This is a genomic window from Amycolatopsis solani (genome assembly GCF_033441515.1).
In the GTDB taxonomy this organism is placed as follows: Bacteria; Actinomycetota; Actinomycetes; order Mycobacteriales; family Pseudonocardiaceae; genus Amycolatopsis; species Amycolatopsis solani.
Map to the genome: position 1 here is coordinate 435,942 of NZ_JAWQJT010000001.1, position 18,726 is coordinate 454,667.

Below are 18,726 nucleotides of genomic sequence, written 5' to 3' on the forward strand. Positions count from 1 at the left end.
GTCGGGCACGGCCCGTCGGACGCGCGGGGGCATCGGCCCCGCGCGTCCACTGTCGCGTGCGCGTGCATCTGCGCAGGATTCCGAACGAGATTCCGCTCGTGAGGGTGCTCCTTTCGGGTCGTTCCGCCGCCGGATGGCGTCAGGACCGATCGGCCGGGTGGTCGAGCCCACATGAGCAACGGCACGGAGTTCCACGGACGCGGCGCCGCTCCCGCACACCCCGGGCGGCACCGGCCCGGCGGCGCGGACGACTGGACGCCGCCACTGCCGCCGCACCGCCCGGTGCGGCACCGCGCGGCCCCGGTCGACCCGCCGGTGTCCGGTTCACTGCCCCTTCCGCAGCAGGGCGGGTATCCCCCCGCCCCGGGTTCCGGCGCACGTCCCTTTCGTCCGCAAGGCGTCCTCGGGGCGACGGCGACCGGCTCGCTCCCGCAGCCGGGTGGCGGCGCGTTCGCGCCGGTCTCCGGGTCGCTCCCGCTGCCCCAGCCGCGGGACGGGCGGCCGCTGTTCCCGGCCGCGCACGGCAGCCTCCCCCTCGACACCGGCCGAGACGAGCACGACGACCACGAGCCGCAACCGGCCGAGTCCCGCGCCGACCAGGCCGCCCGCCGCACCCGCGTTTCGCTGGCCGCGCCGAAGCCGCGCCGGGTCGACCTCGACGAGGAAGACGTCCGCGTCTACAGCGCGCCCCCGATCGACGGGCTGGGCGGCTTCACCATCGGCTCGGTGCCCGCGTCCGTGACGCCGCCGAAGACGTGGCGGAAGGCGGCCTGGTTCGCCACCGGCGCGTCCGGCGCCGTGGTCGTCGGGCTGCTGTGCGCCGGCTCGTTCCTGGTCGGGAAGCCGCCGGTGGACCAGGCCGTCCAAGGCTCGTGGCCCGGCTACCAGGGCGTGCCGACGGTCGTCGACCCGACCGGCGAGCACCAGCCCCCGTCGGAGGGCGGTTCCGCGTCGGGCCCGGACAGCTCGGCCCGGCCGGACAACGACAACGCCGGCGAGAAGAAGACCGGCGGTGGCGGCACCGGGCCGGTCGACGGCTCGGCCTCGGGCAGCAGCACGTCCGGCCCCTCGGGGACGACGCCCGGCACGGCCACGCCGAGCAGCAGCCAGCCGCAGAAGCCGCCGGTCACGCCCGCGCAGCGCGAGACCCCGGTCAAACCGCCGTGGTGGTACTCCTTCCCGCCGGACGCCCAGACCATGGGCGACAACTCGGAGAAGTTCTTCAACACCGTCACCACCGACCCCGCCTCGGCGTCGGCGGTGACCACCGGCGAGCTGCACGACCAGGGACCGCAGGCGCTGGCGGAGCGGTACGCCGGCATCGCCTACTTCGAGGTCAAAAAGGTCAGCATCGACCAGCAACGCGGCGTAACCGTGAACACCGTCGAAGTCACCCACACGGACGGGACCAAGACGATCGAACAACGCACGCTGACGTTCGGCGACGGCGACAAGATCGCGGCTGACGGCCAGTAACCACTCCTGCACGTGCGGTTCGCCCGTTCTGATGCACGTGCGGATCGCCGAGCGGTAATGCCTGGTCCAGGTGGGTGACATAAGCTGCCGCTCGTCGTATCGCGACGGCATTCCGGCGACAGAGCCTGGTGGTCGCCGTCCGCACAGGGTTACCTGACGACAGCGAATCCGGATCCGGCCACGAGTCGGCCATCCGGACCAACGGAAGCCCGGCGAACGGCCGAGCGACCGTCCCCGGAACCCAGAGCGAGGACTTTCGTGCTTGATCGGCAGCGCACACGGCGTGAGACACCCCACGCCGTCCGCGTCGAGGATGTCATCCCGGCCGAGATTCTCGACGGCGTGGGAGACGCCGACCGCGACTATCTCGAGCAGGTCTTCCGCGACCCGCAGAAGTTCCTGCCGCCGCGGCCCGAGCCGGTGCGCGAACCGGAGCAGGCCGAAGACGCCGGTGAGCCCGAAAGCAAGTTGTCCCGCCGCGCCAAGCTGGCCGGTCTCGTCGCCGCGGGCGCGCTCGTCGCCGGCGCGGTCATCGCCGCCCCGATGCTGACCAGCTCCCACCGCGCGGTGTCCGCCGGCGGCCAGTCCACCCCGGCCGGCTTCAGCGGGGCCGCGGAGCTCGGCGGCCTCGCCGTCCCGCAGCACCAGGCTGGCGGCGGTACCCCGGCGCGGCCTGGGCAGTCGTCGCAGGGTTCGCCCGCCGACGGCGGCACGCCGGTCGCCGAGACCGCCGAGGGCCCGCGGCAGGAGACGGCGCCGAGCGCCACCGAGCCGATCCCGGACAAGGCGGCCGACGCGCGCAGCGCGAGCCGGAAGATCCAGGCGGTCAAGGACTTCTACGCCGCCATCGCGCGGGACTCCCGGGGCGCGCTCGCGCTGCTGAGCCCGGACCTGGCGGGCGGCGCGGCCGGCGAACTCGTCCGCACCTGGAGCTCGATGGACGCCATCGACGTGCAGGAAGCCGACACGCAGATCAAGCCGGACGGCTCGATCCTCGCGGTCGCGACGCTGCACCGGCCGGACGGCGCGCTGGTGCGCGTCACCCAGCTGTTCCGGGTCGCCGACACCGGCGGGCTGATCACCGAGGCCGAGCTCGTTTCGGCCCAGTACATGTAGCCCTCGGCGATCATCCCTTCACCCCTGGTTCAAGTGCCCGTGCCGGATTCGTGTGCGCAGAGTGAGCGCCTAGCCTTGTCACGGGCCGGTCTCGGAAAAGCCGGCACAGAGCCCACGACATGTGCATACGCTCCAGCGACGCGGCGTGTTCGTGGCCGCGTCACCAGGCACCTATCCTCACGCCCTGGTGAAGTCGGAGCCCAAAGGGAGGTCGCGTGAGCGACGAGGGTCGTCTGGTCGCCGATCGGTACCGCATCGTCGGCCGGATCGGCACGGGCGCGATGGGGGCCGTCTGGCAGGCGCACGACGACGTCCTGGGCCGCACCGTGGCCATCAAGCAGCTCCTCCTCCAGCCGCACCTGGACGAGCACGACGCCGAAGACGCCCGGCAGCGCACGATGCGCGAGGGCCGGATTGCGGCGCGGCTGCACCACCCGAACGCCATCTCCGTCTTCGACGTCGTCACCGACGACAACGGCCAGCCCTGCCTGATCATGGAGTACCTCAACTCCACCAGCCTGGCCGCCGTGCTGCAGGAACGCCGCACGCTGCCGCCGACCGAGGTGGCGCGCATCGGCGCCCAGGTCGCCGCGGCGCTGCGCGAGGCGCACGCGGTCGGCATCGTGCACCGCGACATCAAGCCGGGCAACATCCTGCTCGGTGCCAACGGCGTCGTGAAGATCACCGACTTCGGCATCTCCCGCGCCAAGGACGACGTCACGGTCACCAAGACCGGGATGATCGCCGGCACCCCCGCCTACCTGGCCCCCGAGGTCGCCATCGGTGGCGAGCCCGGCCCGGAGTCCGACGTCTTCTCGCTCGGCTCGACGCTGTACGCCGCGTGCGAGGGCCAGCCGCCGTTCGGGCTGTCCGAGAACACGCTGAGCCTGCTGCACGCGGTCGCGGCCGGGCAGATCAACCCGCCGCGCCAGTCCGGGCCGCTGGCCAGCGTGCTGGCCGTGCTGCTGCACCCGGACGTCGAGCACCGCCCGACCGCCGAAGAGTGCGAGGAGCTGCTCGCGGCCGTCGCGCGCGGCGAGACGCCGCTCGGCGGCCCCGCGGAAGAGACCATGATGGCGCCGGCCGCCGGCGTCCTCGGCGCGGCCGCCCTCGCCGACCCGAACGCGACCCAGATGTTCGACGAGATCCCGGCGGGTCACTCGGGCAGCCTGCTCGACGGGCAGGCGCCGACCCAGGCCGTCCCGTACTACGACGAGGACGACTACCCGGAGGGCACCGGCTACCCGGAAGACGACTACGACGGGTACGACCACTACCCCGAGGACAACCGCCACGGGGGCGTGCCGCCCGGGCTGGCCGCGACCCGCGCGGTGCCGGTGCCGCCGCCCGGCCAGGACCCGTACGCGGACGACCTGTACGACGACTACGACGACGAGCCGGCCCCGCCGCCCCCGCCGCGGCCCCGCCCGCAGACGCGGCCCGACGATGACGACGAGAAGCCCGGTGCGTGGAAGCGCCCGGCGATCATCGGCGGTGTCGTGGTCGTGGGCCTGGTGGCCCTCGTCGTCTGGCTGCTGAGCCCGAACAACCCGGAGGCGCCGGCCGCGCCGGTGTCGAGCAGCAAGCCGAAGCCCGCCGCGACGTCGGAGTCGCTGCCCTCGACGACGGACCTGCCGACCAGCACGGTCGACCTGCCGTCGAGCACGGAGGAGGCGACGTCTTCGTCGAAGAAGACGACCTCGCGGGCCAGCGAGCCGGAGAAGACCACGACTCCGAAGACGACGCCGAAGACAACTACTCCGCCGGACACGACCCCCGTCGAAACGACGCCGACCACTCCCGTGACGCCGACCTCCACCCCGGCTGGCGGATGACCGAGGATCCGAGTTGAGTTCTGAAGGCACCATCGTCGGCGGCCGGTTCCGGCTGGACCAGCCGATCGGCCGCGGCCGCGCGGGCATCGTGTGGCTGGCGTTCGACACGCGGCTGTTCCGCACCGTCGCGATGAAGCGGATGTACCTGCCGGTCGGCGGCGGTGACCGCGCCGAGCAGGCGCGCGCGGCCGCCATGCAGGAGGGCAAGGACGCGGCCCGGATCGAGCACCCGTGCGCGATCAAGGTGTTCGACGTGCTGCCCGAAGGCCAGGACGTCTGGCTCGTGATGGAGTACATCCCCTCGCGCAGCATGGCGACGTTCCTCGCCGAGCACGGCAGGCTCACCTCGGACCAGGCGGCGGCGCTGGGCATCCAGCTCGGGAACGCGCTGGCCGCGATCCACACCGCCGGGTTCGTCCACCGCACGCTCGAGCCGGGCACCGTGCTGCTGGCCGACGACGGCGGCGTGAAGCTCACCGACATCGGCATCAGCGGCGGCGGGCCCCACGCGGCCTACGTGGCGCCCGAGGTCGTTCGCGGGCTGCCGCCGACGCCGGCCGCGGACGTCTTCTCCCTCGGCGCGACGCTGTACACGGCGGTGGAGGGCGTGCCGCCGTTCGGGGACGACGGCCAGTCGTCCGAACGCCCGCCGCAGAACGCCGGTGTCCTCACCGAGGCGCTGCGCAAGATGCTGCGCGCGGACCCGACCACGCGCCCGACGATGGCGGACACCGTCCGCTCGCTGAAGGCGATCACCGAAGGTCGTGAGACGGCGTTCATCCCGCCGACGGCGCCCGGGCTGCCGCCGCCCCCGCCGCCACCGTTCAACCCGGGGCTCGCGCCGGCCGCGCCGCCGATGCCGCCGTCGGGTCCGCAGTTCCAGCAGCACATCCCGGTCGCGCCCGGCTACTCCCCCGCGGAGGAAACCCAGCGGATGCAGCCGGTTCCCCCGCCGCAGGCGACGCAGTACGCGCCGCCGCCCGCCGCCCCGGCGCGGCCCGCCGAGGCGTGGACCCTGCCGGTGTCGAAGAAGACGCTGGTCACCGTGGCCGCGATCCTCGCGGCGGTGCTGGTCGGCATCCTCGTTTCGGAGCTGTTCTTCGTCTAGGCCACCTTGGCGGTCGCTGCGCGCATGGCTTCCAGCAGCGTGCGGACGGCCGGGGAGCCCCACGCGCGGGACGCGACCGCGGCGTGGATCGCGCGGACCGGCTCCGGGTTCCGGATCCGGCGGACGACGACGCCGGGGTGCTGCGCGCCGAGGCCGAGTTCCGGGACGAGCCCGACGCCGATGCCGGCGGCGACGAAACCCTGCGCCGTCTGGTAGTCCTCGGACTCGACGACGATGTTCGGCGTGAACCCGGCGGACGCGCACGCGCTGTCGAGGATGTCGCGGCAGATGCCGGGCAGGCCGTCGACGCCGACCCACGGCTCGTCGGCGAACTCCGTCAGGTCCAGCACGCGCTTGCGGGCCAGCGGGTGGGCCTTCGGCAGCACGGCCCGGTACGGGTCGTCGAGCAGGTGCACCAGCTCGACGCCCTTGCCGGGCGGGGTCTTGCGCGGGAAGACGGTGATCGCGACGTCGGCCTTGCCCGCCTCGACGTCCGTCATCGGGTCGTCGGGCTCGACGAGCTTCAGGTCGAGGTGGACGCCGGGGTGCTCGCGGCGGACCGCGGCGATCGCGGGCGGGACCAGTGACGCGCCCGCCGTGGCGAAGTAGCGGATCGAGACGCGGCCGGTGCGGCCCTCCTTGAGCTCGGCCAGCGCCGCCTCGGCCTTGGCGAGCTCCATGCTCAGCGTCTCGGCGTGCTCGGACAGCAGCGCCCCCGCCGGCGTCGGCCGGACGCCGCGCCCGACGCGCTCGAGGAGTTCGGTGCCGGCTTCGCGTTCCAGCGCGGACAGCTGCTGGCTGATCGCGGACGGCGTGTAGCCCAGGTTGCGGGCCGCGGCGGTGATCGACCCGCTGGTGATCACGGCACGGAGGACCTGCATGCGGCGGACGTCGAGCATGGCTCGATCGTACAGCTGGGCTTAAGTGTTCCTGCAGTTATTTTCGCTTGTCCTTACGTCTGAGGAGAGCGAAGCTGGCGCTTGATCGGCTGAGGAGGACTGGGTGGGCGAGACGAAGACCCTGCTGAGGATCGGCGCGCTGGCGTTGATGTGGGGCTCGAGCTTCTTCTGGATCAAGCTGGGGCTGGGGATGTTCTCGCCGGTCCAGCTGGTGCTGGCGCGACTCGTGCTGGGCGCGGCCACGCTGCTGGTGCTGTGCCGGCTGCAGCGGGCCCGGCTGCCGCGCGACCGCCGGATGTGGGGACACCTGGCGGTCGCGGCGTTCTTCCACAACGCGCTGCCGTTCCTGCTGTTCGCGATCGGCGAGACGACGGTCGATTCGGGGATCACCGGCGTGCTGAACTCGACGACGCCGTTGTGGGTGCTGCTGGCGGCACCGCTGATGGGGACGTCGTCGCGGATGTCCGGCGCGCGGTTCGCGGGCCTGCTGATCGGGCTCGGCGGGATCCTGCTGATCTTCGCCCCGTGGCAGGCGTCGGGCCTGCTGAGCTGGGGCGCGCTGGCCTGCCTCGCGGCGGCGGCCAGCTACGGCTTCGCGTTCGTCTACGAGGGCAAGTACCTGTCGGACTCGTCGCTGTCGCCATACGCGACTTCGGCCGGGCAGATGCTGCTGGCCAGCGGGATGCTGGTGCTCGCGCTGCCGGCGGGCGGGTTCACGCCGGTGCACGTGTCCACCGGGCCGCTGCTGGCGATCCTGGTGCTCGGGGTCGGGTCGACGGGCTTCGCGTTCGCGCTCAACTACCAGCTGCTGGCGAGCGAAGGCGCGGTGGCGGCGTCGGTGGTGGGTTATCTGCTGCCGGTCGTGTCGGTGCTGCTCGGCGCACTGTTCTTGGGTGAGCAGCTGCACCTGCGGGTGATCGCGGGCATGGTGATCGTGCTCGGTGGGGTCGCGCTGACGCGGCTGCCGAAGCGGGCGCCGGTGGAGCCGGTGCTGGAACGCGTCTAGACGAGGCGGCGGTCGGAAGCCCAGCGGGAGAGCTCGTAGCGGTTCGACAGCTGGGTCTTCCGCAGCACGCTCGAGACGTGCGTCTCGACCGTCTTCACCGAGATGAACAGCTCCGACGCGATTTCCTTGTACGCGTAGCCGCGGGCCAGGAGGCGCAGGACGTCGCGCTCGCGGGGTGTCAGCAGGTCGAGTTCGGGGTCGTTGATCGGGGCCGAGCCGGGGCGGTCGGCGAACGCGTCCAGGACGAAGCCGGCCAGTCGCGGGGAGAACACCGCGTCGCCGTCCGAGACGCGGACCACCGCGCGGACCAGTTCCTTCGACGAGATCGTCTTCGTCACGTAGCCGCGGGCGCCGGCGCGGATGACCGCGATGACGTCCTCGGCGGCGTCCGAAACCGAAAGCGCCAGGAAGACGACGTCCGGCAGCTCCGGGCGGACGCGGCGCAGCACCTCGGCGCCGCCGCCGTCGGGCATGTGGACGTCGAGCAGCACGACCTGCGGCTTCGTCCGCGCGATGCCGGCGACCGCCTCCGCGACCGACCCGGCCTCACCGACGACGCGGACCTCGTCGGTGATCGAGTCGAGCTCGGTGCGCACCCCCGCGCGGAACAGGGCGTGGTCGTCGACGAGGAACACCTTGACCGGTTCACGCTGGCTGTCCGTCACGTCGTCGAGCATAGCCGCCTCACGCCGCTCCCTTGCCCGCTTTCACCGGCATGGCGAGCTGCACCTCGGTGCCCTCGCCCGGCGCGGTCCGGACCTTGCACGTGCCGCCGTGGCGGGTCATCCGGCCGCGGATCGAGTCGGCGAGGCCGTGGCGGTCGTCTGGGACGAGGTCGGGGTCGAAGCCCTTGCCGCGGTCGCGGACGAACACCGTGACCGCCGTCGGCTCGACCTCGGCGAAGACGCTGACCTCCTCGACGCCGGCGTGCTTGGCGGCGTTGACGATGGCCTCGCGGGCGGCCTGGACGAGCGCGACCAGCGACTCGTCGAGTTCCGCGTCGCCGACGACGACCTGGCCGACCGAGATCGCGAAGGTGTCCTCGACCTCGCCGCACGCCGTCGCGAGCGCTTCGGACAGCTGGCCGGTGGCTTCCTCTTCGTTTTCGGTGGGCTTGCCGTAGCCGTTGGGGCCGTAGAGCCAGCCGCGCAGTTCGCGTTCCTGGCTGCGGGCCAGGCGCGCGACCTCGCGGGGCTGCTCGCTCTGCTTCTGGATGAGCGCGAGGGTCTGCAGCACGGAGTCGTGCAGGTGGGCGGCGATCTCGGCGCGCTCGTCGGTGCGGATGCGGGCCTTGCGCTCGTCGGAGAGGTCGCGGACCAGCCGCAGCCAGAAGGGCACGGTCAGCACGGCGACGCCGATGAGCGTCGCGAGCACCGCGATGAGCGCGAACTGGACCTGGTCGAGGGTGCCGCTGCGCAGCACGACGACGGTGATGCCGGTGATCACCAGCGCGACGCCGGCGACGATCCGGATGGCGGCCGACCAGCCGCCACCGCCGAGGAAGGCGCCCGCGAAGCCGTCCTTCGCGCCGACCCGCCAGCGACGGCGCTGCGACTCGTCGGCTTCGCGCCAGACGACCGCGAGACCGATCATGGCGACGGCGAGCGGCACGGCCACCCAGCCGCTGATGAACCCGGTGAGCGTCCCGCTGGCGACGGCGAGGCCGACGCCCAGCGCGATCAGGCCGAACGCCTGCTGCCGTTCCTTCGGCGTCGGCGAGTCGGTGGCTTCCTGGGACTGCTGCTGCACGAACACCCAGAGCAGCCCGTAGGCGAGCAACCCGGCCCCGTTGAGCGCGGCGAGCAGCGCGAACGCCGTCCGCACCCAGAGCACCGGCACCCCGAGGTGATCGGCGAGCCCCCCGGCGACCCCGGCGATCGCCCGCCCGTTGCGGCGCCGGAACATCTTCGGCTTTTCCGGGACGGCGACCGCCTGGTCGGTGGCTACGAGGTCGAGGGAGTCCTGCACGGGGTCCATGGTCACACGCAGGGGCCTGGGGTTCCATCGGGGAAACCCCTGATCCCCAGGTCAGTGCCAAGGCGCCGGACCGGTGCGGCCGGCCCATGCGGCCAGACCGGGCCCGTCGAGCAGGCGGATGCCGTGGTGGGCGGCATATTCACGGGCTTGCTTCGTGAACGTCGAAGTGGTGACGACGGCGGCGACGCGGGCACCGTGCACGGAGTAGCAGGTACCGCCGAAGCGCTGGAGGTCCGGACCGGTGACCTTGGACGTGCCGCCGTACCGCTTGGCCTGCAGGACGATCTTGCGCCCGTCGGGCGCGTAAGCGGTCACGTCCGCGCCCAGGTCACCGGCGCGGCCGGTGACCGTCGCTTGCGAGCAGCCGTCCCGCGAGCAGAGAAAAGCGAGGGCGCGCGCTCGAACTCGTCGGGTGCCATCGCGTGGTAGCGGGCGATCTCCTGGGACCGCGCGACCTCGAGCTCCCACGCCTGCCGCGCTTCACGGGCCTGCTTCTGCCGCCAAAGCACGACCCCCCAGATCGTCACGCCGATCACCACGGTGCCCCCGGCGAGCGAGGCGACCGGATGCTCCGAGACGAACCGCACGATCAGCACCACGATCCCGACCACGGCGATCCCGACCACGGCGCAGCCGTTGTCGCCTGCCGATTTCTTCCTCCGCGCCATCGCGGGTTCCTCCTCCGAAGCGGACTCGGAACAAGGTCGTGCCGGAGAGCCGCCTGTTACGCGACCCTCTCCGGGAAACCTCAGGGACCATCCCGGATGTCCCGCCGTCGCCGGTGCCGCATGCTTCTCGGTATGAGTGGTGTGAGCGAGAAGCCGGGGGTCCTGAACGGCTTCGAGGAGACCGTCAAGGACTTCTGGGCCAGCCGGCCGCGGCGGCCGCAGGCCGGGCGGAAGGTCGCTGGGGTGGCCGCCGGGATCGGGTACCGGTACGGGGTCGATCCCGTCGTCGTGCGGATCGCCTTGGTCGTCGCCACGGTCTTCGGGGGCTTCGGGCTGACCTTCTACCTGCTGGCGTGGCTGTTCCTGCCCGGCGAAAACGACGAGGTGTCCGGCTTCGAGGGCCTCATCGGGCGTGGCCGGTCGACCGTGTCGCCCGCCTTCGCCGTCGTGCTGGCCGTGCTCACCGTCGTCAGTGCGGGCGGGATGTTCAGCTCCACCTGGTTCGACGGTGGCGGGCTGATCGGCTTCGCGCTCGTCTCCACCGCTCTCTACCTGCTGCACCGCAGCCGTGGGCACCTAAACCGGCCGGCGCGGGTCGTGCCGCGGACGCGGACCGAGTCCGTCACCGGGAACGGAGCTTTCACCATGACCGACACCGCCGAGGCGCAGTCGCCGGCGCGGGGGTTCGACCCGCTCGCCGCCGACCCGGCCGGCTGGGACCTGCCCGACGCGCCGGCCGAGCCGCCGCCGCCGACCGCGCCGCCGTCCTACCGCGCGCCTGAGCGACGGCCGCACTCCAAGGTCGGGTCGGTGACCTTCGCGTTCGCCGTGTTGACCGCCGGCGCCGGGGTGCTGCTGAACCTCAACGACGTGGACTGGTTCTCCGCGCAGCACATCATCGGGCTGGTGCTCGGCGTGACCGGGATCGGTCTCGTCGCCGGCGCGTTCGCCCGCGGCGGGCGCGGCCTGATCGGGCTCGCCGTGCCGCTGGCGATCGTCGGGATGATCCTGACGACCGCGCCGTTCGAGCACATCGACTTCCGCGGCGGCGTCGGCGACATCAAGGCGACCCCGGCCACCATCGCCGACGTGCAGCCGAGCTACCAGCACGCGGCCGGCGACATCGACATCGACCTGAGCAAGCTGCCCGTCGGCGACCCGTACTCGACGACGATCTCCAACGGGGCCGGCGACACCAAGGTCACCGTGCCGGAGAACGCCGACGTCACCTACGAGTGCCACACCGGCGCCGGCTCGACGGACTGCTTCGACCGCTCGACCGACGGCATCAGCCAGGCCGCGCTCAAGGGCACGGACAACGGCCCCGACGGCGTCGGCGGCCAGAAGATCACCCTGAAGGTGGACAACAGCGTGGGCAGCGTGGAGGTGCGACGTGGCTGAGCAGAACCCTTACGCCTACGACAACCCGGCGGACGCCCAGCCCGCCAAGCGCGGCGGCCTGGACGTCTTCACCCTGATCGTCGGGGTCGCGACCCTGCTGGTGTCGGCCTACGTCCTCTCGGACGGCGCCAGCTGGCTGCCCTCGTTCGACTTCCGCTGGGTGATCGCCGGCGGCGCGGTGTTCGTGGGGCTGCTGCTCCTCGGCGCGTCCTTCGGCGGCAAACGGCGGCGCTGACCGCGCGCACCACTCACTCTCGAGGCCCTGGATCCCACGCCAGGGCCTCGAGTCCTGTCCAGGCCCTTATTCCCACTCGATGGTGCCCGGCGGCTTGGACGTCACGTCCAGCACCACCCGGTTGACCTCCGCGACCTCGTTGGTGATCCGCGTGGAGATCCGCTCCAGGACGTCGTAGGGCAGGCGCGTCCAGTCCGCGGTCATCGCGTCCTCGGACGACACCGGCCGCAGCACCACCGGGTGCCCGTAGGTCCGGCCGTCGCCCTGGACGCCGACGCTGCGGACGTCCGCCAGCAGCACCACCGGGCACTGCCAGATGCTGCGGTCCAGCCCGGCCGCCGTCAGCTCCTCGCGGGCGATCAGGTCGGCCGCGCGCAGGGTGTCGAGGCGCTCCTGGTCGACCGCGCCGATGATGCGGATGCCCAGGCCGGGGCCGGGGAACGGCTGGCGCTGCACGATCGTCTCGGGCAGGCCCAGCTCGGTGCCGACCTTGCGGACCTCGTCCTTGAACAGCAGCCGCAGCGGCTCGACCAGCTCGAACTCCAGGTCGTCCGGCAGGCCGCCGACGTTGTGGTGGCTCTTGATGTTGGCCGTGCCCTCGCCGCCGCCGGACTCGACGACGTCCGGGTAGAGCGTGCCCTGGACCAGGAACTTGTAGTCGCCCTGCGCCTTGAGGTCGCGCTCGGCCTGCTCGAAGACGCGGATGAACTCGCGGCCGATGATCTTGCGCTTCTGCTCCGGGTCGGTGACGCCGGCGAGCGCGTCGAGGAACCGCTCGCGCGCGTCCACGGTCACCAGGTTGACGCCGGTGGCGGCGACGAAGTCGCGCTCGACCTGGGTGCGCTCCCCCGCGCGCAGCAGGCCGTGGTCGACGAACACGCAGGTCAGCCGGTCACCGATGGCACGCTGCACGAGCGCGGCCGCGACGGCGGAATCGACGCCGCCGGACAGGCCGCAGATCGCGCGGCCGTCACCGATCTGGTCGCTGATCCGCTGGATCTGCTCCTCGACGATCGACGACGTCGTCCACTGCGGCTTGATGCCCGCGATGTCGTGCAAGAACCGGCGCAGCACCTCCTGGCCGTGCGGCGAGTGCGCGACCTCCGGGTGGTACTGGACGCCGGCGAAGCGGCGCTCGACGTCTTCGAAGCCGGCGACCTCGGCGCCGTCGGAGGACGCGGTGACGACCGAGCCTTCCGGGGCCTTGGTGACGCTGTCGTTGTGGCTCATCCACGCGGGCTGGTGCGCGGGCAGGCCGGCGTGCAGGACGCCGCCGTCACCGGTCACGCGGACCTCGGTGCGGCCGAACTCGCGGACGCCGGTCGGCTCGACGACGCCGCCGAGCGCGCTGGCGAGCAGCTGGTGGCCGTAGCAGATGCCGAACATCGGGACGCCGGCTTCGGTGAGCTTCGGGTCCATGCCCGGCGCGCCTTCGGCGTACACGCTCGAGGGGCCGCCGGAAAGGATGATGGCCGCGGGGTTCTTCGCGAGGATCTCTTCGGTGGACGCGCTGTGCGGCACGACCTCCGAGTAGATCTGCGCCTCGCGGACGCGCCGGGCGATCAGCTGCGCGTACTGCGCCCCGAAGTCCACGACGAGAACCGGACCGGTGGGACTGGGCACCTGGCGACCTCCTGGCGAGAAGCGGGAATCCCCTCCATCGTCCCAGGTGGGCTGGGTCACCCGGGATTCAGGGCCGCCCCTGTCCGCGATCGGACCTACGGTCCGCGTATGGCTGTGAACTGGACCAAGGAACTGACCGACCAGCTCGACTTCCACTGGAACGTGCACACGCGCCCGAAGCTCGAGGGGCTCACCGACGACGAGTACTTCTGGGAGCCGGTCGCGGGCTGCTGGACCGTGCGGCCGCGGAAGTCGGACGACGAGCCAGGCACGGGCCCGTTCACCATCGACTTCGCCTTCCCAGCGCCGGTTCCGCCGCCGGTCACGACGATCGCGTGGCGGCTCAACCACGTGCTGGTCGGCGTCCTGGGCATGCGGACGGCGTCGCACTTCGGCGGTCCGGCGATGACCTACGAGGACTACCCGTACCCCGGCACGGCCGGCGAAGCGCTCTCGCTGCTGGACGAGTACTACGCCCGCTGGATCGAAGGGGTGAAATCGCTCGACGGTGAGGCGCTGGCGCGGCCGTGCGGACCGGCCGAGGGCCCGTATGCGGAGTACCCGATGGCGACGCTGGTGCTGCACATCAACCGCGAGGCGATCCACCACTGCGCCGAGGTCCTGCTGCTGCGCGATCTGCACCGCAGCCGGTGAGCTGTAACGGGGAGTCATCGTCGGCCCGATTCACCGGGTATCGAGGACGGCTTCCGAGGGGGACCTGCGCATGCTTTACCGACTCCGGCCGAAAGGCGCGCTGACCTGGTGTGACGTGCCCGGTTACGTGGTCTGCCACGCCGACGACCAGCCCCCGCCCGACTGGGAACGGCTGTCGTGGGTGCCGGCCGAGACGCGCGCGTTCAGCGCCGACCTCCTGCGGATCGCCGTCCGTTACGGCGCGCGCTCGGGCAGCGGGATCGTGCTCGACGCCCGGCACACCGAGGACCTGGGCCGGGCGGACGAGCTGCGCTGCGAACGGATCGCCGCCGCGCAAGCACGGGCGGAGCAGCTCGAGAGCGCGGACGAGGACCTGGAGTGGGAACGCACCGAGCGGGCGGCCCGCCAGGCCGAAGCGGACCTCGCCGAGCTCCTGGCGGTGCCGCCCCAGCCGCACCTGGTCGCGCACTGGTGCCGGCTCGGCGGCCGCTACCCCGACTGACCGACGTCGTGAGTGTTCAGTCGGGTTAGAACCCGACTGAACACTCACGACGGGATGCGGGACGCGGGCTCATGGACGAAAATCCGGACGCGTCCCCGCACCACCGACGTTTGTCACGGTCAGCCCAGGGAAGGCCCCAGTATGCGAGCGACAGTCATCTACGGCGCCGGCGACGTCCGCGTCGAGACCGTGCCGGATCCGAAGCTGGCCGAGGCGACCGACGTCGTGTTGCGGGTCGTGCGGTCCTGCATCTGCGGCAGCGATCTCTGGCCGTACGCCGACATGCCGCCGCGCGAGGACGGGCGCCGGATCGGGCACGAGTTCCTCGGTGTCGTCGAAGAGACCGGGGCCGACGTCACCACCCTCAAGAAGGGCGATCTCGCCGTCGCGCCGTTCGTCTGGTCCGACAACACCTGCGAGTTCTGCCGCGAAGGCCTCCAGACGTCCTGCCTGCACGGCGGTGGCTGGGGCGCGAAGGGCGTCGACGGCGGCCAGGGCGAGGCCGTGCGCGTGCCGCAGGCCGACGGCACCCTGGTCAAGCTGCCCCCGACCGAGGACGACGACCTGCTCGCGTCCCTGCTGACGCTGTCGGACGTCTTCTCCACCGGCCACCACGCCGCCGTGAAGGCACGCGTGAGCGAGGGCCAGAACGTCACGGTGATCGGCGACGGCGCCGTCGGCCTTTCCGCCGTCCTCGCCGCGAAGCGCCTGGGTGCCGCCCGGATCGTCCTGATGGGACGCCACCGGGCCCGCACCGATCTCGGCCGCGAGTTCGGCGCGACCGACGTCGTCGCCGAGCGCGGTGAGGAAGGCGTCGAGAAGGTGCGCGAGCTGACGAACGGCCACGGCACGCACGCCGTGCTCGAGTGCGTCGGCACGAAGGCCGCGTTCGAGATGGGCGTCGGGGTCGTGCGCGCGGGTGGGGCGGTCAGCCGCGTCGGCCTGCCGCAGTACGAAGACGCGCCCGCGGGCGTGGGCGTGTTCCGCCGCAACGTCACCATCACCGGCGGCGTCGCGCCCGCGCGGCACTACATCCCCGAGCTGCTGCCGGACGTCCTCGGCGGCAAGTACCAGCCGGGGCGCGTCTTCGACCGGACCATCGACATCGAGGGCGTGCCGGACGGCTACCGCGCGATGGCGAACCGCGAAGCGCTGAAGGTGCTCATCAAGCCGTGACCCGTCCGGGCGGGGATGTTCTTTCGAGGGTTCCCACCCGGATTACGTTGGTGGGCATGGACATGATCACCCCCGAGCCGCGCCCCGCCTGGATCGCCGGCCGCCCCGAGGCGGGCGCCACCACCCTCGTCGTGCACCACCCGTACGACGGCAGCGAGGTCGCTACGGTCGCCGTGCCCGGGCCGGAGCAGGTCGAGCGCGCGGTCGCCGCGGCGGTTTCGGTCGCCCGCGAACTCCGCGGCGCGCCGGCGCACGTCCGCGCCGGCGCGCTCGAGCACGTGTCCCGGGTGCTCGCCGCCCGCGCCGAAGAGATCGCCGAGGTCATCACCGCCGAGAACGGCAAGCCGCTCAAGTGGGCCGAGGCCGAGGTGAAGCGCGCGGTTTCGGTGTTCCGCATCGCCGCCGAGGAAGCCCGCCGGTTCACCGGCGACGTCCAGCGTCTCGACACCGACCCCGCCGGCGAAGCGCGGCTGGCGCTGACCCGCCGCGTCCCGCGCGGGCCGGTGCTCGGCATCGCGCCGTTCAACTTCCCGCTGAACCTGGTGGCGCACAAGGTCGCGCCCGCGCTGGCGATCGGCGCGCCGATCATCGTCAAGCCCGCGCCGCGGACGCCGTTGTCGGCGCTGATCCTCGGCGAGATCCTGGCCGAGACCGACCTGCCTGCCGGTGCGTTTTCGGTGCTGCCGCTGGGGAACGAGGAGACGCAGGCGCTCGTCGCCGACCCGCGGCTGCCCGTCGTGTCGTTCACCGGCTCCGGCCCGGTCGGCTGGTCGCTGAAGGACGCGGCGCCGCGCAAGCACGTCGTGCTCGAACTCGGCGGCAACGCGGCGGCCGTCGTGCTGCGCGACTGGCCCGACCCCGAAGGCGCGGCGCACCGCATCGCCACCTTCGGCAACTACCAGGCCGGCCAGTCCTGCATCGCCGTGCAGCGGGTGATCGTGGACGCCGCCGTGGCCGAGGAGTTCGTGCCGGCGCTGGTGGAAGCCGTCGAGTCGCAGCGCACCGGCGATCCCTACGACCGCAACACCGACGTCGGCCCGGTCGTCGACGAGGCCGCCGCCGAGCGGATCGTCGCGTGGGTCGACGAGGCCGTCCAGGCGGGCGCGAAGGTGCTCACCGGCGGCACCCGCGACGGCGCGACCGTCGCCCCGACCCTGCTCACCGACGTCCCGCCGGACGCCAAGGCGTGGCGCGAGGAGATCTTCGGCCCGGTGCTCGCGGTGTCCGTTGTGGACGGTGTCGACGAGGCCTTCCGGTCGGTCAACGACTCCGCGTACGGCCTGCAGGCCGGCGTCTTCACCACCGACGTCCAGCTGGCGTTCCACGCGTCGGCCGAGCTCGAGGTCGGCGGCGTGATCATCGGCGACGTGCCGTCCTACCGCGCCGACCAGATGCCCTACGGCGGCGTGAAGGGCTCCGGCGTCGGCCGCGAAGGCGTGCTGGCGGCGATGCACGACCTGACCGAAGAGCGCGTCACGGTCTTCACCGGCATCGACCTCTAAGCGACGACGCTCTGCCCGAACCGGAAGACGTTGTCGGGGTCGTACTTCCGGGCGACGTCCTGCAGCCGCTTGGCGTTTTCGCCGTAGTAGGCGTTCTTCCAGTCGGGGAGGGCCGGGTCGATGTAGTTGACGTACCCGCCGCCCGCCCCGGCGGCGGCGAGCCCCGCGACGACCTCCCCGACGGACTGCGCGACCTTCTGCTGGGTCTTCGCCGTCGCGGGCGCGTAGATCTGGACGCTGGCCAGCGCGTCGCGGTGCCAGAACGCCGTCGCGTCCTTCGCCGGTTCGCCGACCTTGCCGCCGAGGCCGTCGATGAGCAGGTCGGTGCCGGTGCGGCCGTCGGCGAGCGCGACGACCTTCGCGGCGTCCACCGGGCTGGTGATGATCCGCGACGACGCCACGAACGACTGCCGGTTCGAACTGCCGGAGAAGTAGTTCATCGCGCCGAGGTAGTCGAGGCTCTTCACGGTGCGCTGGGTCGGCCGCGCGCCGGCGTTGGTGGTCAGGTTGTTGAGCAGCGTGTTCAGCCCGGCCGCCCCGCCGACGTAGCAGCCGCCGACCCGGACCTGGACCGGCGAACCGCCCGAAAGCACGCAGTTCGCCCAGAGCTCGGGCGGCATCGCGGCGATCCACTGCTGCCACGCGGACAGCACATCGGCCGCGGAGCCGGCCGGGAAGTGCAGCGAGAACACCGTCACGTCCGGCGCCGGGTCGGTGTCGAAGGTGAACTCGGTGACGATGCCGAAGTTGCCGCCGCCCCCGCCGCGCAGGCCCCAGAAGAGGTCGGGCTCGGAGTCCGCGGCCGCCTTGAGCACCCGGCCGTCGGCCATGACGACCTGCGCCGAGCTGAGGCGGTCGCAGGTCAGGCCGTACTTGCGGGAGAGCACGCCGATGCCGCCGCCCAGGGTCAGCCCGGCGATCCCGACCGTCGGGCAGGACCCGGCGGGCAGCGCACGGCCGGCCTGCGCCAGCGTCGCGTAGACGTCCTTCAGCTTCGCGCCCGCGCCGATGACGGCCTGGCTGCCCTGGACCTGGACCTTGTTCAGCCCGGCCAGGTCGACGACCAGCCCGCTGTCGGGCACCGAGTAGCCGGCGTAGCTGTGCCCGCCGCTGCGCGCGGCGATGGAGGCGCGGCCGGCCACGGCCTGAACGCTCGCCTGGACGTCCTTGGTGTTCGCCGCCGCCACCACGGCGACGGGGTTCTTGCTGTCGAAGAGCGGGTTGAACGCGCGCTTGGCGGTGTCGTAGCCGTCGACGCCGGGGCGCAGCAGGCTCCCGCTCAGCTGGCCGCGCAGGTCGTCCCAGTTGGGCGGCGAGGTGGGCAGCCTCGTGGCGGGCGGCCCGGACGTCGTGGGCGCCGGCGTGCTCGAGGCGACGGGCGCGGGCGAGCCGCCCGGCCCGCACGCGGCGGCGACGGCACCGGCCGCCGACACACCCGCCACCCGGAGGAACGTCCTTCTGTCCACGAGGTGGTGGACGTGCGGCCGTCCGGCGGGTTGCGCCTGGTCAAGCTCACTGTCCACAGCGGACTCCTCGGGGCCGGGGACG

At 72.5% G+C, this 18,726-nt stretch carries 17 protein-coding genes; 11 read left to right on the forward strand and 6 right to left on the reverse strand.

From position 1 onward, the window contains the following. Positions 1 to 171: 171 nt before the first annotated feature. The 4 genes from SD460_RS02165 (at position 172) to SD460_RS02180 (ending at position 5,535) form a co-directional block, all read left to right on the forward strand. A complete protein-coding gene (locus tag SD460_RS02165; protein WP_290055472.1) occupies positions 172 to 1,476 on the forward strand; it encodes a hypothetical protein in 1,305 nt (434 codons plus the stop codon). Positions 1,477 to 1,818: 342 nt separating this feature from the next. Then, positions 1,819 to 2,592, forward strand: a complete 774-nt coding sequence (locus SD460_RS02170) for a hypothetical protein (protein WP_290055471.1) — start codon at positions 1,819 to 1,821, stop codon at positions 2,590 to 2,592. A gap of 215 nt (positions 2,593 to 2,807) precedes the next feature. Then, on the forward strand, positions 2,808 to 4,427 hold the full coding sequence (locus tag SD460_RS02175; protein ID WP_290055470.1) for a serine/threonine-protein kinase: 1,620 nt from the start codon (positions 2,808 to 2,810) through the stop codon (positions 4,425 to 4,427). A gap of 13 nt (positions 4,428 to 4,440) precedes the next feature. After that, a complete protein-coding gene (locus tag SD460_RS02180) occupies positions 4,441 to 5,535 on the forward strand; it encodes a serine/threonine-protein kinase (RefSeq protein ID WP_318305869.1) in 1,095 nt (364 codons plus the stop codon). On the opposite strand, the gene SD460_RS02185 is transcribed toward SD460_RS02180, so the two are convergent. Continuing rightward, positions 5,532 to 6,434, reverse strand: a complete 903-nt coding sequence (locus SD460_RS02185; protein WP_318305870.1) for a LysR family transcriptional regulator — start codon at positions 6,432 to 6,434, stop codon at positions 5,532 to 5,534. The two genes, SD460_RS02180 and SD460_RS02185, sit on opposite strands and share 4 nt — an antisense overlap. A gap of 103 nt (positions 6,435 to 6,537) precedes the next feature. On the opposite strand from SD460_RS02185, the gene SD460_RS02190 reads away from it, so the two are divergent. Next, the gene (locus tag SD460_RS02190) at positions 6,538 to 7,440 is read left to right on the forward strand and encodes a DMT family transporter (RefSeq protein ID WP_290055467.1); all 903 of its coding nucleotides are present in this window, start codon (positions 6,538 to 6,540) and stop codon (positions 7,438 to 7,440) included. Here the strand turns inward: SD460_RS02190 and SD460_RS02195 are convergent. Genes SD460_RS02195 through SD460_RS02205 form a run of 3 tightly spaced genes read right to left on the reverse strand, consistent with a single transcriptional unit; the run spans position 7,437 to position 9,885 of the window. Next, positions 7,437 to 8,105 (reverse strand): response regulator, encoded by a 669-nt coding sequence (locus SD460_RS02195; RefSeq protein WP_364623679.1) that lies wholly within the window; start codon positions 8,103 to 8,105, stop codon positions 7,437 to 7,439. The genes SD460_RS02190 and SD460_RS02195 overlap by 4 nt on opposite strands. Positions 8,106 to 8,124: 19 nt before the next feature. Further along, on the reverse strand, positions 8,125 to 9,417 hold the full coding sequence (locus SD460_RS02200) for an ATP-binding protein (RefSeq protein ID WP_290055466.1): 1,293 nt from the start codon (positions 9,415 to 9,417) through the stop codon (positions 8,125 to 8,127). Positions 9,418 to 9,468: 51 nt separating this feature from the next. Then, the gene (locus SD460_RS02205; RefSeq protein WP_498371756.1) at positions 9,469 to 9,885 is read right to left on the reverse strand and encodes a restriction endonuclease; all 417 of its coding nucleotides are present in this window, start codon (positions 9,883 to 9,885) and stop codon (positions 9,469 to 9,471) included. Positions 9,886 to 10,217: 332 nt separating this feature from the next. Here SD460_RS02205 and SD460_RS02215 point away from each other — a divergent pair, with 332 nt between their 5' ends. Beyond that, a complete protein-coding gene (locus SD460_RS02215; protein WP_318305871.1) occupies positions 10,218 to 11,486 on the forward strand; it encodes a PspC domain-containing protein in 1,269 nt (422 codons plus the stop codon). Beyond that, positions 11,479 to 11,721, forward strand: a complete 243-nt coding sequence (locus SD460_RS02220; protein ID WP_290055464.1) for a hypothetical protein — start codon at positions 11,479 to 11,481, stop codon at positions 11,719 to 11,721. Before SD460_RS02215 ends, SD460_RS02220 begins: the two co-directional genes overlap by 8 nt. 66 nt (positions 11,722 to 11,787) lie before the next feature. On the opposite strand, the gene guaA is transcribed toward SD460_RS02220, so the two are convergent. Further along, entirely contained in the window at positions 11,788 to 13,344 is a 1,557-nt protein-coding gene (guaA, locus tag SD460_RS02225; protein ID WP_290055463.1) for a glutamine-hydrolyzing GMP synthase, read from the reverse strand. 108 nt (positions 13,345 to 13,452) lie between these two features. Here guaA and SD460_RS02230 point away from each other — a divergent pair, with 108 nt between their 5' ends. From SD460_RS02230 to SD460_RS02245, 4 genes are all read left to right on the forward strand, one after another. Then, a complete protein-coding gene (locus SD460_RS02230) occupies positions 13,453 to 13,998 on the forward strand; it encodes a DinB family protein (RefSeq protein ID WP_290055462.1) in 546 nt (181 codons plus the stop codon). 70 nt (positions 13,999 to 14,068) lie between these two features. Beyond that, positions 14,069 to 14,500, forward strand: a complete 432-nt coding sequence (locus tag SD460_RS02235; RefSeq protein WP_318305872.1) for an ATP synthase subunit epsilon domain-containing protein — start codon at positions 14,069 to 14,071, stop codon at positions 14,498 to 14,500. A 141-nt stretch (positions 14,501 to 14,641) separates the two neighbouring features. Beyond that, positions 14,642 to 15,676 carry a zinc-dependent alcohol dehydrogenase family protein gene (locus tag SD460_RS02240; protein ID WP_290055461.1) on the forward strand — a complete coding sequence of 345 codons (1,035 nt, stop codon included), beginning with the start codon at positions 14,642 to 14,644 and terminating at the stop codon, positions 15,674 to 15,676. Between the two features lie 56 nt (positions 15,677 to 15,732). Further along, positions 15,733 to 17,178, forward strand: a complete 1,446-nt coding sequence (locus SD460_RS02245) for an aldehyde dehydrogenase family protein (protein ID WP_318305873.1) — start codon at positions 15,733 to 15,735, stop codon at positions 17,176 to 17,178. On the opposite strand, the gene SD460_RS02250 is transcribed toward SD460_RS02245, so the two are convergent. Further along, entirely contained in the window at positions 17,175 to 18,701 is a 1,527-nt protein-coding gene (locus SD460_RS02250; protein WP_290056688.1) for an FAD-binding oxidoreductase, read from the reverse strand. The genes SD460_RS02245 and SD460_RS02250 overlap by 4 nt on opposite strands. Positions 18,702 to 18,726 lie beyond the last annotated feature (25 nt).

Excerpts from the sequence above, each read along its gene's own strand:
- SD460_RS02165 (WP_290055472.1), top strand. The coding sequence starts at position 172 with ATGAGCAACGGCACGGAGTTCCACGGACGCGGCGCCGCTCCCGCACAC.
- SD460_RS02185 (WP_318305870.1), bottom strand. The coding sequence starts at position 6,434 with ATGCTCGACGTCCGCCGCATGCAGGTCCTCCGTGCCGTGATCACCAGC.
- SD460_RS02200 (WP_290055466.1), bottom strand. The coding sequence starts at position 9,417 with ATGGACCCCGTGCAGGACTCCCTCGACCTCGTAGCCACCGACCAGGCG.
- SD460_RS02215 (WP_318305871.1), top strand. The coding sequence starts at position 10,218 with ATGAGTGGTGTGAGCGAGAAGCCGGGGGTCCTGAACGGCTTCGAGGAG.
- SD460_RS02230 (WP_290055462.1), top strand. The coding sequence starts at position 13,453 with ATGGCTGTGAACTGGACCAAGGAACTGACCGACCAGCTCGACTTCCAC.
- SD460_RS02235 (WP_318305872.1), top strand. The coding sequence starts at position 14,069 with ATGCTTTACCGACTCCGGCCGAAAGGCGCGCTGACCTGGTGTGACGTG.
- SD460_RS02240 (WP_290055461.1), top strand. The coding sequence starts at position 14,642 with ATGCGAGCGACAGTCATCTACGGCGCCGGCGACGTCCGCGTCGAGACC.
- SD460_RS02245 (WP_318305873.1), top strand. The coding sequence starts at position 15,733 with ATGGACATGATCACCCCCGAGCCGCGCCCCGCCTGGATCGCCGGCCGC.